The sequence below is a fragment of the Pantoea sp. Taur genome (genome assembly GCF_009830025.1).
In the GTDB taxonomy this organism is placed as follows: Bacteria; Pseudomonadota; Gammaproteobacteria; order Enterobacterales; family Enterobacteriaceae; genus Pantoea; species Pantoea communis.
Genome location: NZ_SZZZ01000007.1, coordinates 63,287 through 79,602 on the forward strand (window position 1 = coordinate 63,287; position 16,316 = coordinate 79,602).

General features: G+C 55.3%; 14 protein-coding genes and 1 other RNA gene. 11 read left to right on the forward strand and 4 right to left on the reverse strand.

Going from position 1 to position 16,316, the window contains the following annotated elements; all coding sequences use genetic code 11:
- Positions 1-179 precede the first annotated feature (179 nt).
- Positions 180-839: a ribose-5-phosphate isomerase RpiA gene (gene rpiA, locus FD744_RS11720; RefSeq protein ID WP_058961895.1), complete on the forward strand. Its 660-nt coding sequence runs from the start codon at positions 180-182 to the stop codon at positions 837-839.
- Between the two features lie 290 nt (positions 840-1,129).
- Positions 1,130-2,368, forward strand: a complete 1,239-nt coding sequence (serA, locus tag FD744_RS11725; RefSeq protein ID WP_160868292.1) for a phosphoglycerate dehydrogenase — start codon at positions 1,130-1,132, stop codon at positions 2,366-2,368.
- Positions 2,369-2,442: 74 nt separating this feature from the next.
- Here the strand turns inward: serA and FD744_RS11730 are convergent, their stop codons facing one another.
- The 3 genes from FD744_RS11730 to zapA form a co-directional block, all read right to left on the reverse strand.
- The gene (locus FD744_RS11730; protein WP_097118032.1) at positions 2,443-3,048 is read right to left on the reverse strand and encodes a 5-formyltetrahydrofolate cyclo-ligase; all 606 of its coding nucleotides are present in this window, start codon (positions 3,046-3,048) and stop codon (positions 2,443-2,445) included.
- 188 nt (positions 3,049-3,236) lie between these two features.
- Positions 3,237-3,420: non-coding RNA, 6S RNA (gene ssrS / locus FD744_RS11735), on the reverse strand.
- 39 nt (positions 3,421-3,459) lie between these two features.
- Positions 3,460-3,789 carry a cell division protein ZapA gene (gene zapA, locus FD744_RS11740; protein WP_034823204.1) on the reverse strand — a complete coding sequence of 110 codons (330 nt, stop codon included), beginning with the start codon at positions 3,787-3,789 and terminating at the stop codon, positions 3,460-3,462.
- 170 nt (positions 3,790-3,959) lie between these two features.
- On the opposite strand from zapA, the gene FD744_RS11745 reads away from it, so the two are divergent.
- The 9 genes from FD744_RS11745 to FD744_RS11785 all read left to right on the forward strand — a co-directional run bounded on the left by FD744_RS11745 (position 3,960) and on the right by FD744_RS11785 (position 15,080).
- A complete protein-coding gene (locus FD744_RS11745) occupies positions 3,960-4,541 on the forward strand; it encodes a YecA family protein (RefSeq protein ID WP_034823202.1) in 582 nt (193 codons plus the stop codon).
- A 48-nt stretch (positions 4,542-4,589) separates the two neighbouring features.
- On the forward strand, positions 4,590-5,912 hold the full coding sequence (pepP, locus tag FD744_RS11750) for a Xaa-Pro aminopeptidase (RefSeq protein ID WP_160868293.1): 1,323 nt from the start codon (positions 4,590-4,592) through the stop codon (positions 5,910-5,912).
- On the forward strand, positions 5,909-7,087 hold the full coding sequence (gene ubiH, locus FD744_RS11755; protein WP_160868294.1) for a 2-octaprenyl-6-methoxyphenyl hydroxylase: 1,179 nt from the start codon (positions 5,909-5,911) through the stop codon (positions 7,085-7,087). Before pepP ends, ubiH begins: the two co-directional genes overlap by 4 nt.
- A 20-nt stretch (positions 7,088-7,107) precedes the next feature.
- Entirely contained in the window at positions 7,108-8,310 is a 1,203-nt protein-coding gene (gene ubiI, locus FD744_RS11760) for an FAD-dependent 2-octaprenylphenol hydroxylase (protein ID WP_160868295.1), read from the forward strand.
- A 532-nt stretch (positions 8,311-8,842) separates the two neighbouring features.
- Positions 8,843-9,940, forward strand: coding sequence for a glycine cleavage system aminomethyltransferase GcvT (gene gcvT, locus FD744_RS11765; RefSeq protein ID WP_160833074.1), 1,098 nt, complete (start codon positions 8,843-8,845; stop codon positions 9,938-9,940).
- A gap of 19 nt (positions 9,941-9,959) precedes the next feature.
- Positions 9,960-10,346, forward strand: coding sequence for a glycine cleavage system protein GcvH (gene gcvH, locus FD744_RS11770; protein WP_034823193.1), 387 nt, complete (start codon positions 9,960-9,962; stop codon positions 10,344-10,346).
- A 99-nt stretch (positions 10,347-10,445) separates the two neighbouring features.
- Positions 10,446-13,319, forward strand: a complete 2,874-nt coding sequence (gene gcvP, locus FD744_RS11775) for an aminomethyl-transferring glycine dehydrogenase (RefSeq protein WP_160868296.1) — start codon at positions 10,446-10,448, stop codon at positions 13,317-13,319.
- A 186-nt stretch (positions 13,320-13,505) separates the two neighbouring features.
- Positions 13,506-14,249 (forward strand): SDR family oxidoreductase, encoded by a 744-nt coding sequence (locus FD744_RS11780; protein WP_160868297.1) that lies wholly within the window; start codon positions 13,506-13,508, stop codon positions 14,247-14,249.
- Positions 14,250-14,426: 177 nt separating this feature from the next.
- Complete coding sequence (locus FD744_RS11785) at positions 14,427-15,080, forward strand: hemolysin III family protein (protein ID WP_160868298.1); 654 nt, start codon at positions 14,427-14,429, stop codon at positions 15,078-15,080.
- A 133-nt stretch (positions 15,081-15,213) separates the two neighbouring features.
- On the opposite strand, the gene ygfZ is transcribed toward FD744_RS11785, so the two are convergent.
- Positions 15,214-16,197 carry a tRNA-modifying protein YgfZ gene (gene ygfZ, locus FD744_RS11790; protein ID WP_034823187.1) on the reverse strand — a complete coding sequence of 328 codons (984 nt, stop codon included), beginning with the start codon at positions 16,195-16,197 and terminating at the stop codon, positions 15,214-15,216.
- Positions 16,198-16,316: the final 119 nt, after the last annotated feature.

Here is a 16,316-nt window from a genome sequence, read left to right on the forward strand (position 1 = left end):
TTGTTCTCTCTCGTTCAGGATGGAAAGTACTATGCCACAAAACTGTCATATTGTGCTGCGGCGCTTTTTTGCGGGCTGGCTTCCAAAGGCTTAAATCGATGCGTTAACAGCCGCGCATTTTCACGACGCCTTGTTTTATACTACGCGCACTTCGATGTCGCACAGGTTTTAAACATACCATGACCCAGGATGAACTGAAAAAAGCGGTTGGTTGGGCAGCACTGCAGTACGTGCAACCCGGCACCATTGTTGGCGTTGGCACCGGTTCAACAGCGGCGCATTTTATTGATGCGCTTGGCACCATGAAAGATCAGATTGAAGGCGCGGTCTCCAGTTCGGAAGCCTCGACGGAAAAACTCAAAGCCCTGGGGATTCCGGTTTTTGATTTGAATAATGTGGATGAGCTGTCGGTGTACGTTGATGGCGCGGACGAAATCAATCCACAGATGCAGATGATCAAAGGCGGTGGCGCAGCGCTGACGCGTGAGAAAATTGTCGCAGCGGTGGCGAAGAAGTTCATCTGCATTGCGGATGCCTCCAAAGAGGTGGATATCCTGGGTAACTTCCCGCTGCCGGTGGAAGTGATTCCGATGGCGCGTGCATTTGTCGCGCGTGAACTGGTGAAGCTGGGGGGCCAGCCGGAGTATCGTCAGAACGTGGTGACCGACAACGGCAACATTATTCTCGACGTGCATAATCTGCGTATTCTCGACCCGATTGCATTGGAAAAAACCATCAATGCACTGCCGGGCGTGGTCACCGTGGGCTTGTTTGCTGCGCGTGGTGCTGATGTGGCGTTGATCGGCACGGCAGAGGGTGTGAAAACCATCACTTATTGATCTGATAGCGTACTCACCGGCGCGAGTGCTGCGCCGGTTATTTCCATCTGCAAAACATCTTTTCTTGCTGGGGTGAAATTTGGTGACTTATGTCACAAAAGATTCATCAACAGCAGGTTCGTACTTCGGCGCACTCGCATCCCACGATTTTGTACGGCTTTGTGCTGCCTCAACGTGGGCGCGTGCTGGCGGTCAGGCAATCGTTTGTATTGCCGCGCTCGAAATTTTTGATATTTTGGCAGAAGGCTACCTTATGGTAGTCCTCGTTGAATTCTGAATAGGGTCGGGAAATGGCAAAGGTATCACTGGAAAAAGACAAGATTAAGTTCCTGCTGGTGGAAGGCGTTCACCAGAGTGCACTGGATAATCTGCGTGCTGCGGGTTACACCAACATCGAATTCCACAAAGGGGCACTGGATGCGGAGTCGCTGAAGTCTTCCATCCGCGATGCGCACTTCATTGGTATCCGTTCCCGTACCCAACTGACTGAAGAGATCTTTGCGGCGGCTGAGAAGCTGGTCGCAGTGGGCTGTTTCTGTATCGGTACTAACCAGGTTGACCTGAATGCGGCCGCAAAACGCGGTGTGCCGGTCTTCAATGCGCCATTCTCTAACACCCGTTCAGTGGCTGAGCTGGTGATTGGTGAAATGCTGCTGATGCTGCGCGGGATCCCTGAAGCGAACGCCAAAGCTCACCGTGGTATCTGGAACAAAGTGGCTAACGGCTCGTTCGAAGCGCGCGGTAAGAAACTGGGCATCATTGGCTACGGCCATATCGGCATGCAGCTGGGCGTACTGGCAGAAGGCCTGGGCATGCACGTGTTCTTCTACGATATCGAAACCAAACTGCCGCTGGGTAATGCGACACAGGTTCGCCACCTGTCCGATTTGCTGAATATGAGCGACGTGGTCAGCCTGCACGTACCAGAAAATGCTTCAACGCAAAACATGATTGGCGCTGAAGAGCTGGCGCTGATGAAGCCGGGCGCACTGTTGATCAACGCCGCACGCGGCACCGTGATTGATATTCCAGCCCTGTGCAACGCCCTGGCGAATAAGCATCTGTCCGGCGCGGCCATCGACGTCTTCCCGGTTGAACCAGCGACCAATAGCGATCCGTTCAACTCACCGCTGTGCGAGTTTGATAACGTGATCCTGACGCCACATATCGGGGGCTCGACTCAGGAAGCGCAGGAAAACATCGGCCTGGAAGTATCGGGCAAGCTGGCGAAATACTCTGACAACGGTTCTACGCTGTCTGCGGTTAACTTCCCGGAAGTGTCTCTGCCGATGCACGCTGCTAGCGTCAGCCGCTTGCTGCACATCCATGAGAACCGTCCTGGCGTGCTGACCGCGATTAACCAGATCTTTGCCGAGCAGGGCATCAACATCGCCGCTCAGTATCTGCAGACCTCGCCGGTAATGGGTTATGTGGTTATCGATATCGATGCAGAAGAAGATGTGGCGGAAAAAGCGCTGCAGCTGATGAAAGCGATTCCGGGCACCATTCGCGCCCGTCTGCTGTACTGATGATTCAGGGCACCATGCGTGCCCGTTCATCATGCTGATTGCTCAGGGCGCCACATCGTTTGGCGCCCTTTGTTTTATCGTTCGGCGCTATCCCACTGCCACAGCTTTGACGGCGTCAAAATAGCAGGCAAGGGGACATCCCATGCCGCGACTGGCAATGCCTCAACACGCTGGCAATCGTGCGCAATGCCCATCGGTAAAAAGCCATGCTGCTGCCAGTGCTGCAGGGTGCGATCGTAAAAACCTCCCCCCATGCCCAATCGCTGACCCTGGTGGTCAAATGCCACTAACGGCACCAGCATCACATCCAACTGATCGAGTGTGGCCATCTGCGTGATATCCAGCGGCGGTTCCGGGATGCGCAATTTGTTCGGGGTCAGTGAGGTCTCAGGTGTATAACGCAGGAACAGCAGATGGCCGGGAGCGAAAGGATGCAGTACCGGCAAATAAACCTGCTTTTTCTGCTGCCACAGCTTGGCAATCAGCGGGCGGGTGTTGATTTCGCCATCGACAGATAAAAACAGCGCGATGCGTTGAGCATTAGCGATAGGCGCAAAGTTGATAGCGTGCTCGGCGAGCAGATCGGCAGCTTGTTCCTGCTGTTCAGGCGTAAGGTTGCGACGCAGATGGCGCACATGCTGACGAATGTCCTGGCGATCAAGTAGGGAAGGTGCGGTCATGATGCCCCCCGGCAGAGTCGGCTATTTGGCCAACTATATCATGCGAAGCGGGAGATTCGCGTCATACTTCAGGTACAGGGGGTTAACTGCGCTCATGCACCCCAATCACTCAATTTGTTAAGCTGATTGGGATTCATTTGCTTGCCGCCTTGCTGAAACATGAGTCTCTGGCGAAGGGGACGAAAGAGGAGATCTCCGAGATGCCGCCGCAGGCTGTAACCCTTGAACCCTTGGTTCAAGGTGAATATGCCGTCGCAACCATCAGGCTTCTCGGACGGACCGAGCATGCTCACAGGTTACGGAGCGTCACATTCTGTTGGTATGAAATATCGGCTCAGGGGACTGGCCCGCTTGCAAACATCTCAGAGAAAATTGACTTCACCGTCACTCTAACACGAGTACCATGAAGTGTTATTCGAATTTAGGGCCCTGGCGATCAGTTATGCGACCTTGCTCAACTAATGCTTGTTCAATGGTCTGCTGCAGCATGCGGATACGTTGTTCCATGTTTGCTGCATAGTCGCGCGTCTTGCCTTTTTCCTGTGCCAGCTCGTGGCAGATATTTAAGGCGGCGATGAACACCAGTTGCTCTGTATTGGTGACTCTAGTGCGAACTTTTAAATCTTGCAACCGTTGATTGAGATCCTCAGCAGCCAGATTCAGCGCATCTTGCTGTTCGGGAGGACAATTTACTCTCAATGAACGACCAAAAATCTGAATATCTACCGGTTGTGCAGACATGCCACCATCCTGACTGATTACTCTGTTCGCATCTCCCTTACCTGTCAATGGGTTGGGAGGTGCGCAACTATATAGAGCCGCGATATAAGTTACAACCCCTTTTCTGGAAACCCTGAGGCACCTGGTGGTAGCATAACACGAACTTATTCTGCCAACGACGACCAAAGCCTATGTCTTTACAGAACGAAACTCCTGGTTACAACGCGCTAGCCGCAGCCCTTTCTCAGCAGGGCGTGGGCATGACGCCAGCCGAAATGCACGGATTGCTGTCCGGCATTTTGTGTGGTGGCAACAAAGACACCCGCTGGAAAACCATGGTCCATGACCTCACCAACGAAGGCATGGCGTTTTCACAAAGCCTGTCACAGCCGCTGCAGGCGCTGCATGAAAATCTGAGCAATACGCTGGAAGACGAGGGTTTCATGTTCCAGCTGATGCTACCGGAAGATGATGACATCACCGTCTTCGATCGCGCGGATGCGCTCGCGGGCTGGGTCAATCATTTCCTGCTCGGCTTAGGCGTTACGCAGCCGAAGCTGGATAAAGTCACTGGCGAAACCGGCGAAGCGATTGATGATTTGCGCACCATCGCGCAGCTCGGTTACGACGAAGATGAAGATCAGGAAGAGCTGGAGCAGTCGCTGGAAGAAGTGATTGAGTATGTGCGCGTGGCGGCCTTGCTTTGCCATGACACATTCACTCGTCAGCACACACCAACTGCGCCGGAAGTGCAAAAGCCAACGTTACACTAAGTGCGTGATTGCGGGCGCGTGGTGCCCGTTTCAACAGGGAGTGCAAACATGATTACACTGGATACTTTCCAGCAACGTCGTCAGGCGCTGATTGCCCGTATGGCACCTGGCAGCGCCGCTTTGATTTTCGCTGCACCTGAAGTGACCCGCAGCAACGACACGGAATACAACTTCCGCCAAAACAGCGACTTCTGGTATTTCACCGGGTTCAATGAACCGCAGGCGCTGCTAGTGCTGATCAAAAGTGATGACAAGCATAACCACAGCGTGCTGTTCAACCGTGTTCGCGACCTTACCGCTGAGATCTGGTTTGGCCGCCGCCTCGGGCAAGATGCCGCACCCGCTAAGCTTGGCGTTGACCGCGCTTTGCCTTGGGATGACATCGGCGATCAATTGCATCAGCTGCTCAACGGGCTTGATGTGGTTTATCACGCTCAGGGTGAGTACGCAGAAGCGGACCAACTGGTGTTCAGCGCTTTAGAAAAACTGCGTCGCGGCTTCCGTCAGAATCTCAGCGCACCTGCCACTGTCACCGACTGGCGTCCGTGGGTGCACGATATGCGCCTGTTCAAAAGCGAAGCTGAGATTGAAATCCTGCGCCGCGCAGGAAAAATCAGTGCTCTGGCGCATACTCGTGCGATGCAAGCCTGCCGTCCGGGAATGTTTGAGTATCAGCTCGAAGGCGAAATTCATCATGAATTCAATCGCCACGGCGCACGTTTCCCCTCATACAACACCATTGTGGGATCGGGTGAGAACGGCTGCATCCTGCATTACACCGAAAACGAAAGTGAAATGCGCGATGGTGATTTGGTGCTGATTGATGCGGGTTGTGAATTCCACGGTTATGCCGGGGACATCACCCGCACCTTCCCGGTTAATGGCAAATTCACGCAACCTCAGCGCGAGATTTATGACATCGTGCTGGCCTCGCTGTACAAAGCGCTGTCGATGTTCCGCCCTGGCATTAGCATCCACGACGTCAATGACGAAGTGGTGCACATCATGATCACCGGTCTGGTCGATCTCGGCATTCTGGAAGGCAATATCGATACGCTGTTCGAAGAGCAGGCGCACCGCCCGTTCTTCATGCACGGCTTGAGTCACTGGCTGGGGCTGGATGTGCATGACGTCGGCCATTACGGTACACCAAGCCGTGACCGCATTCTCGAACCGGGCATGGTGCTGACCATTGAACCTGGCCTGTACATTGCGCCGGATGCGAAAGTCCCACCGCAGTATCGCGGTATCGGTATCCGTATCGAAGATGACATCGTGATCACCGCTGACGGCAACGAAAACCTGACCGACAGCGTAGTAAAAGATGCCGAGGCAATTGAAGCCTTGATGGCAGCGGCACGCCACGCATGAGCATTTTGATTGCAGGCGGCGGCATGACCGGGGCAACTCTGGCGCTGGCGATTTCGCATCTGACGCAAGGCCAACTGCCCGTCACGCTCATTGAGCGCAGTCTGCCGGATAGCCGCAAACATCCGGGCTTTGATGGCCGGGCGATTGCGTTAGCGGCGGGCACCTGTCAGCAGCTGGCGGATATCGATGTATGGCGCTCGCTCGCTGATTGCGGCACGCCGATCACGGATATTCACGTCTCTGACCGTGGCCACACCGGTTTTGTGCAGCTAAAGGCGGATGATTATCAGGTCCCAGCGCTGGGGCAGGTGGTTGAGCTGTTTGATGTGGGCCAGCGCCTGTTCCAGCGTCTGAAAAGTGCGCCTGGTGTGACGCTGCGCTGCCCGGATTACGTCACGACGGTGGTGCGATCAGCTGAATCTGTCACGGTGACACTCAACAGCGGCGAGCAGCTACAGGGCGAGTTGCTGGTGGCAGCCGATGGCTCACGTTCGCCCCTTGCGGCGTCCTGTGGCATCAGCTGGCAGCGGGACGATTACCTGCAGCTGGCGGTGATCGCCAACGTCACCACGCAGCAGCCGCATCAGGGTCGCGCGTTTGAACGCTTTACCGAGTACGGCCCGCTGGCGCTGTTACCGATGTCTGGCAATCGCATGTCGCTGGTGTGGTGTCACCCCGTCGAGGCTGAAGCCACGGTGAAACAGTGGGATGATGCAACTTTCCTGCACGAGCTTCAGCAGGCGTTTGGCTGGCGCTTAGGGCGTTTTACCCATGCCGGCCAGCGCGAAGTGTACCCGCTGGCGCTGCAAACCGCCGAACGTCAGGTGGCGCATCGCCTGGCGTTGGTGGGCAACGCGGCGCAAACGCTGCATCCTATTGCGGGCCAGGGTTTTAACCTGGGCCTGCGCGATGTGATGTCGCTGGCGGAAACGCTGGCAGGCGCGCATCGTCAGCAGCAGGATGTTGGCGGCTATGGCGTTTTGCAGCACTTCGCTGCACGCCGTCAACCGGATCGCGCCGCGACAATCGGCGTGACCGATGGCCTGGTGCGACTGTTTGCCAATCGTTATGCGCCCTTAGTGGCGGGAAGAAATCTTGGGCTGGTGGCAATGGACCATCTGCCATGGCTGCGAAACCCACTTGCCGCGCGCACGCTCGGCTGGGTAAAGCGTTGAGCATGAATTAAGGGGCAGCAATGCAAACATTTGATGTGGCTATTGCCGGTGGCGGTATGGTAGGTCTGGCCGTCGCCTGCGGATTAAAGGGCAGCGGCCTGCGCGTTGCCGTGCTGGAGAAAGCACCTGAGCCACAATTTGATCCAGCGAGCGCCGCATCGATTCGCGTCTCGGCGATCAACGCTGCCAGCGAACGTCTGCTGCAAAAGCTGGATGTCTGGTCCAGCATCCTGGCGTTGCGCGCCAGCGCCTATCACGGCATGGAAGTGTGGGATCAGGACAGCTTTGGGTCCATCAGCTTTGATGATGAGCAGCAAGGCTTATCCCATCTCGGCCATATTATTGAAAATGAAGTGATTCACAGCGCACTGTGGCAGCGCGCCAGCCAGTGCAGCGATATCACCTTATTTGCCCCTGCGCAGTTGCAGCAGGTGGCCTTTGGCGACAACGAAGCGTTCGTCACTTTACAGGACGGCAGCATGATGAGTGCGCGCCTGCTGATTGCTGCGGATGGGGCAAACTCCTGGCTGCGCGACAAAGCCGATATCCCGATCACCTTCTGGGATTACGACCATCACGCGCTGGTCGCCAATATCCGCACCGATATGCCGCACGATGCGATTGCGCGTCAGGTGTTCCATGGCGACGGCATTCTAGCGTTCCTGCCTATGCAGGACCCGCACCTGTGCTCTATCGTCTGGTCGCTCTCACCGCAGGAAGCGGCCCGCGTGCAGTCGATGCCAGAAGCATTATTCAACCAGCATTTGTCGGTCGCCTTCGATATGCGTTTAGGCTTGTGCCACGTAGAAAGCGAGCGCAAAACCTTCCCACTGATGGCGCGCTATGCCCGTAACTTTGCCGCGCACCGCCTGGCACTGGTGGGCGATGCCGCGCACACCATTCATCCGCTGGCCGGACAGGGCGTTAACCTTGGCTTCATGGATGCCGCGGAACTGATCGGTGAAATTCGTCGTCTGCATCAGGAAGGCAAAGATATCGGACAGCACCTGTATCTGCGTCGTTATGAGCGCAGCCGCAAGCACAGTGCAGCAATGATGCTGGCGGGTATGCAGGGATTCCGTGAGCTGTTTGCCGGCACCCATCCGGCGAAAAAGCTACTGCGTGATGTGGGATTGAAACTGGCTGACACATTGCCGGGCGTCAAACCGATGATGCTGAAGCAGGCCATGGGGCTAAATGATATGCCCAGCTGGATTCGTTAAATTCTCTTTAAATGGCGCCGATTCAGGCGCCATTTTTTTGCATGAATCAATGTCTCGTCATACCAAAAGCCGCTCCTAAAGTGACAGTTACGTCTGCACTGGGACGTTGCAGGCTGTGTTTGGACAAGCGCATTTTAATTAGCTTTTTCACCTTATGCACTGCTCTGGTGCGCCTCTGCACTCAAATTGCGCCTCGTTTGATTTATTCTAATTTTACTCGCCAATTCGCATTACTTTAACTAATGAAGGTGTCGCGAGTTCGCCGGACCTATTTCCCGTACTGAGGCGTGTGTTCCATTATCAGGCTGTGTTTATCGTTATTAATTGTATTTTATGCGCGGTTAATCACAAAAATGCAGTGAATTGTGCTGTGGTGGGTTTGGTGCGTGCTGAAGGGTGGTACAGTTTCGCCCTCGTTTTCCTTATGGTTAATCGCCGCGTTCGGTGGTAACTTCAGCACAAAGAGAACGTTTGCGTCAGCCTGTACAGGCGGCGCAGGCGCGTCACACTCACTTGTTTTCACAGGATGGTTATGACTCAGCAAACGCCTCTATTCGAACAGCATCAGGCATGCGGTGCGCGCATGGTGGACTTCCATGGCTGGATGATGCCACTGCATTACGGCTCGCAAATGGATGAGCATCATGTGGTGCGCAACGATGCCGGTATGTTTGATGTTTCCCACATGACCATCGTCGATCTGCACGGTGTCCGCACCCGTGAATTCCTGCGTTATCTGCTGGCCAACGATGTCGCCAAACTGACGCAACCCGGCAAAGCCCTCTACACCGGCATGCTGAATGCTTCGGCTGGCGTCATTGATGATTTGATTGTTTACTTTATGACCGAAGACTTTTTCCGCTTAGTGGTGAACTCCGCGACGCGTGAGAAGGATTTGGCGTGGATCAAACAGCACGCTCAGCCGTTTGGTGTCGAACTCACCGAGCGTGACGACCTGGCGCTGATTGCCGTACAAGGCCCGCAGGCGCAGCAGAAAGCACAGACGTTGTTTACTGCGGCGCAGCGTGAAGCGGTGGCAGGTATGAAACCGTTCTTCGGTGTGCAAAGCGAAAACCTGTTCATCGCCACCACCGGTTACACCGGTGAAGCTGGCTATGAAATTGCGATGCCGAACAGTGAAGCGGCTGATTTCTGGCAGAAGCTGCTGGCGGCAGGCGTCAAACCGGCTGGCCTGGGGGCGCGTGACACGCTGCGTCTGGAAGCGGGGATGAATCTCTACGGTCAGGAAATGGATGAAGGCGTTTCACCGCTGGCGGCCAATATGGGTTGGACGGTGAGCTGGGAACCTGCCGATCGCGATTTCATCGGCCGCGAGGCGCTAGAAGCGCAACGTGAACATGGCACTGAAAAGCTGGTGGGTTTGATCATGACCGAAAAAGGGGTGTTACGAAACGGCTTGCCGGTGCGTTTCACCGATGAACAAGGTCAGCCACAGCAGGGTATTATTACCAGTGGTTCCTTCTCCCCGACGCTGGGTTACAGCATCGCGCTGGCACGTGTGCCAGCGGGCATTGGTGAGCAAGCGATTGTAGAGATCCGCAATCGTGAAATGCCGGTGAAAGTTACCAAACCGATTTTTGTTCGCGCCGGCAAGCCGGTCGCTCAGTAATTTTTCAGGAGAAATGGCGATGAGCAATGTGCCTAATGAATTGAAATACCGCGATAGTCACGAGTGGGTGCGTAAAGAAGCCGATGGCACCTTCACCGTGGGTATCACCGAACACGCGCAGGAACTGCTGGGCGATATGGTGTTTGTGGATCTGCCTGATGTGGGCGCCACTTTCGCTGCCGGTGATGACTGTGCCGTCGCGGAGTCCGTGAAAGCTGCCTCAGACATCTATGCACCACTGAGCGGTGAAATCGTTGCCGTGAACGAAGAGCTGGCCGACGCACCGGAGCTGGTCAACAGCGAACCGTACGCCGCAGGCTGGTTATTCCGTATCAAAGCCAGCGATGTTTCAGAACTTGATTCGATGCTCGACGCCGATGCCTACAAAGGCGCTATCGACGAGTAACCGGTAGTCATCGGAGGTGCTGCATTGCAGCGCCTTCTTTTTTATCTGCCTGATTTAATGCCATTTTTGTAACCCAGCCCGATTCAGGATTTACTGCAAATGACCCAGACTCTCAGCCAGCTTGAACACAACGGTGCCTTCATTGAGCGCCATATCGGTCCTACACCCGCGCAGCAGGCCACCATGCTGGAAGCGATTGGTGCCAGCTCTCTGGAATCACTGATCAGCGCCATCGTGCCTGCCGACATCCAATTGCCAGGCCCGCCTGCGGTCGGTGATGCCGCGACCGAACAGCAAGCGCTGGCAGAGCTGAAAGCCATTGCCAGTCAGAACCAAATCTACAAATCCTGGATCGGCATGGGCTACAGTGCCGTGATCACCCCACCGGTTATCCTGCGTAACATGCTGGAAAACCCAGGCTGGTACACCGCGTACACCCCGTATCAGCCAGAAGTATCGCAGGGCCGCCTTGAAGCGCTGCTGAACTTCCAGACCCTGACGCTGGACTTAACCGGTCTGGATATCGCCTCTGCTTCACTGCTCGATGAAGCCACTGCCGCCGCCGAAGCGATGGCGATGGCGAAGCGCGTCAGCAAACTGAAAAATGCCGGTAAATTCTTTATCGCCGAAGACATCCATCCGCAAACCCTGGATGTGGTGCGCACGCGTGCAGAAACCTTTGGTTTTGAACTGATCATCGACAGCGCCAGCAAAGCGCTGGATCACGACGACCTGTTTGGCGTGCTGCTGCAGCAAGTGGGCACCAGCGGTGAAGTGCATGACTACCGTGCACTGATTGCCGAGCTGAAAAGCCGCAAAGTGGTGGTGAGCGTGGCCGCCGATTTCATGGCGCTGGTGCAGTTAGAAGCACCGGGCAAGCAGGGCGCAGACATCGTTTTCGGTTCCGCTCAGCGCTTTGGTGTGCCGATGGGTTACGGCGGTCCACACGCTGCGTTCTTCGCCAGCCGCGATGAGCACAAACGTTCAATGCCGGGTCGTATCATTGGTGTTTCACGTGATGCCGCTGGCAACACTGCACTGCGTATGGCGATGCAAACCCGTGAGCAGCACATCCGTCGTGAGAAGGCCAACTCCAACATCTGTACGTCACAGGTGCTGCTGGCAAACATCGCCGGCCTGTATGCGGTTTATCATGGTCCGGCGGGCCTCAAGCGCATCGCCTCGCGCATTCATCGTCTGACCAGTATTCTGGCCGCTGGCCTGAAAAACGGTGGACTGAAGCTGCGTCATAACAGCTGGTTCGATACCTTAACGGTTGAAGTCGCCGATAAAGCTGAAGTGCTGAATCGCGCGCTGAGCTTTGGCGTCAACCTGCGCAGTGACGTGCTCAACGGCGTGGGTATCACGCTGGATGAAACCACCTCACGCGAAGATGTGCAGACGCTGTTTGCCATTCTGCTGGGTGATGCGCACGGTCAGGAGATTGATGCTCTGGATGCCAGCGTCGCTGCGGAAAACAGCGCTATTCCGGCAGGCATGTCACGTGAAAGCGAGCTCCTGACCCATCCAGTGTTTAACCGTCATCACAGCGAAACCGAGATGATGCGTTACATGCACAGCCTGGAGAAAAAGGATCTGGCGCTGAACCAGGCGATGATCCCGCTCGGTTCGTGCACCATGAAACTTAACGCCGCTGCCGAAATGATCCCGATTACCTGGCCAGAATTCGCCGAGCTGCATCCATTCTGCCCGGCAGAACAGGCTTCAGGTTATCTGCAGATGATTGGCCAGCTGTCACAGTGGCTGGTACAGCTCACCGGTTATGATGCGCTCTGCATGCAGCCAAACTCTGGTGCGCAGGGTGAATATGCTGGTCTGCTGGCGATTCGTCGTTATCACGAGAGTCGCAACGAAGGTGGACGTAATGTCTGCCTGATCCCAAGTTCTGCGCACGGTACTAATCCGGCTTCCGCACAGATGGCGGGCATGGCAGTGGTGGTGGTGGCCTGTGATAAACAAGGCAACATCGATCTCGGCGATCTGCGTGAGAAAGCCGCTCAGGTTGGCGATGAGCTGTCATGCATCATGGTGACCTATCCTTCAACCCACGGCGTGTACGAAGAAACCATTCGTGAAGTGTGCCAGATCGTGCATCAGTATGGCGGTCAGGTTTACCTGGATGGCGCCAACATGAACGCCCAGGTGGGTATCACCACGCCAGGTTACATCGGCGCAGATGTCTCGCACCTTAATCTGCATAAAACCTTCTGCATTCCACACGGCGGTGGCGGTCCAGGCATGGGCCCAATCGGTGTGAAAGCGCATCTGGCTCCGTTTGTACCTGGTCACAGCGTGGTGCAAATTGATGGTGTGCTGACGCAGCAAGGTGCGGTCTCTGCCGCACCATTCGGTAGTGCCTCGATTCTGCCAATCAGCTGGATGTATATCCGTATGATGGGCGCGGAAGGTCTGAAGCAGGCGAGTTCGGTAGCGATTCTGAATGCCAACTACATTGCCAGCCGTCTGCAATCTGCTTATCCAATCCTGTATGCAGGCCGCGATGGCCGTGTGGCGCACGAATGTATTCTCGATATCCGTCCGCTGAAAGAACAGACCGGTATCAGCGAGCTGGATATTGCCAAACGTCTGATCGATTACGGCTTCCACGCGCCAACCATGTCCTTCCCGGTGGCCGGAACACTGATGGTTGAGCCAACGGAATCAGAGAGCAAAATCGAGCTGGATCGCTTTATCGATGCAATGCTCTCCATCCGCATGGAGATCGACCGCGTCGCTGATGGCGAATGGCCCGCTGACGATAACCCGCTGGTAAATGCACCTCATACTCAGATGGAGATCGTTGGCGAGTGGGCGCATCCGTACACCCGCGAACTGGCGGTGTTCCCGGCAGGTAGCGCCAACAAATACTGGCCAACCGTGAAGCGTCTGGATGATGTGTTTGGTGACCGCAACGTGTTCTGCTCCTGTGTTCCAATGAGCGAATACCAATAATTTAGCCGTTATGCTCAGGGCCGCCGTTGTATTGGCGGCACTCATTCACCTCGCTCACGGACTTATATGGGCTTGCGGGAAGGGTGGGGCCTGCTGCCTTGTGCAACTCAAATTATTTTGGCTAAACACATTTTGATCCCTAATCTAAGGGCCGAGAAATCGGCCCTTTTTCTATTTGGAGGCAACATGGATTTGGCATTAGTCACCGGCGGTAGCCGTGGCATTGGACGCGCAACAGCCTTGATGCTGGCGCAGGCGGGTTATCGTGTTGCAGTTAACTATCGTAAGCGCGCCACTGAAGCTCAGCAGGTCGTGACTGAGATCGAAGCACAGGGCGGCAGCGCCTTTGCCGTGCAGGCGGATATCGCCGATGAAGCTCAGGTCGTGCGCATGTTCCAACAGCTTGATCAGCAGCCAGGCAACCTGCGCGTGCTGGTCAATAATGCCGGGATTTTATTTACGCAGTGCCGCGTAGAAGATCTCGATGCTGAACGTATTCAGCGCGTGTTCGCCACCAACGTTACTGGCACCTTTATCTGCTGTCGTGAAGCGGTGAAGCGCATGAGCACCGCACACGGCGGTCAGGGCGGTTCGATCATCAATGTCTCCTCAGCGGCAGCGCGTCTCGGTGCGCCGGGCGAGTATGTTGATTACGCAGCGTCAAAAGGGGCCATGGATACGCTGACCAAAGGCTTATCACTGGAAGTGGCGGCGCAGGGCATTCGCGTCAATAGCGTGCGGCCGGGCTTAATCTATACCGAGATGCACGCGGATGGGGGGGAACCAGGCAGAGTTGATCGTGTTGCCAGCTCACTGCCAATGCAGCGCGGGGGGCAGGCTGAAGAGATCGCCGCCGCGATTATCTGGCTGGCAAGTGATGCCGCTTCTTACGTCACCGGCACCTTTATTGATGCGGCAGGTGGCCGCTAATCTTCTGATTGACTATCCGACAGTGAGGCAGCGTTATCAACGGCGCTGCCATCGGCCATTTGTCACACGCCTGTCATAGAATTATTTTAGCGTACATGTGTACTCTGAAATTTTTCCCGGTTACCCTGATGTTGATAAAAAACACAGTTCTTAACCCTCTTTCCAGGACGTTAGCGCATGGCACAGAATCGTATACTTGCTCAGGGCTACTCGCTAGCCGAAGAGATCGCCAACAGCATTAGCCACGGAATCGGCTGCATTTTCGGCATCGTTGGTTTGGTGTTGCTGTTAACACAAGCGGTTGAAATGCGAGCCGACACCATTGCGATTACCAGCTACAGTCTGTATGGCGGCAGCATGATTTTACTGTTCCTCGCCTCAACGCTCTATCACGCCATTCCGCACCAAAAAGCGAAATATTGGCTGAAGAAATTTGACCACTGTGCGATCTATTTACTGATCGCGGGCACTTATACGCCTTTCCTGCTGGTGGGACTGAAATCACCGCTGGCGCAAGGGTTAATGGTGGTGATCTGGAGCCTGGCGCTGGCAGGCATCATCTTTAAACTGACGATTGCACACCGCTTTAAAGCGCTGTCGCTGGTCACCTATCTCAGCATGGGTTGGTTGTCGCTGGTGGTGATTTATCAGTTGGCGACCAGGCTGTCAGCCGGAGGTGTGTGGTTGCTGGCTGCGGGCGGGATTGTCTACTCGCTAGGGGTGATTTTCTATGTCTCGCGGCGTATTCCTTACAACCACGCTATCTGGCACGGCTTTGTGCTGGGTGGCAGCGTGTTGCACTTCTGCGCGATCTATTTTTATGTCGCCTGAGCTAACTGAGCGGTTGATATAAAAAGTGCCACCACCGGGTGTGACTTTCGACAAAGTCGCCATAAATGGCGACCTTACGGGGAAACATGCGGGGTTACTTAAGGTGCGCATTCATGCGCACCTGGAATGCAAATCAATCGACCAATGAATACGGCAGTGGCTGAATCGTCAGTTTCCCGCCTTCATCACCTTCCACGCGCAGCACACTGTCCGGCTCCAGGTCGTTGTTCATCACCACCTGCACCCACACGCTACCGTCATCCAGCTGCACACTGCTCAATACGGTGCCGGTACGACGCCATTTGTCGCCCATTTGCAGCTCCATCGAACCGTCAGCCTGCGGTACTTTGCTGGCGCTGCCCGCCAGCCAGTAAAGCGCACGCTTGTTGGCCCCGCGGAATTTAGCTCGCGCCACCATCTCCTGACCGGTGTAACAGCCTTTCTTAAAGCTAATCGCATCCAGCGCCTGCAGGTTGGTTGCCTGCGGAATCAACTGCGCGCTGGTGGCGGTTTCAATCACCGGAATGCCCGCTTCAATATCTAGCGCCAGCCACTGCGTGCTGTCATTGAACTGTGCAGCACCGGCTAACTTCTCTTTCAACGTTTCTGCCTGAGCCAGCGTGGTCACCAGCAGGAAACGTTCGGCGGGGTGTTCAAACCACAGCAGCGTGCTCTCGCCTTGTTGTACCACCGGTGTTTCTGCATCCGGCAGGGTGGCAAACACATCAGCCAGTGCCGTGCGTGCCTGAAAACCGGCCACACCCAGCAGCACTGCATCATCATCGGCAGCGATGGTGACTTTGGCGAACACCGCATATTTCTTCAGTTCGTTAAGTTGCTGCTCACGCAGATTGCGGCGCACGATGTAGGCGTAACCTTCGCCGCGATGAAACAGACGCAGGTTACTCCACATTTTACCTTTGGCATCACAATGGGCTGCCGGACGATGCTGGGTGGCGTCCATTGCAGCAACATCTAAAGTGACCTGGCCTTGCAGATATGACGTACTGTCTTTGCCCTGCACCGACACCAGCGCCCACTCGTCGAGGGAGATCAGGGTTAATGGCAGGCGTGAGGCCGCAGCAGGCTGGCGTGGCGGAAGGGTGAAAATCGGCATGGGTGCGTCCTGATTAATAACAATATTGCTTCCAATGTTAAAAGAGCAGTGCTGCTTTGCAACCTGTTTACCTCATCTGGCGCACAAATCGCGTGATAACCCTGCAATGGGTAGAACTG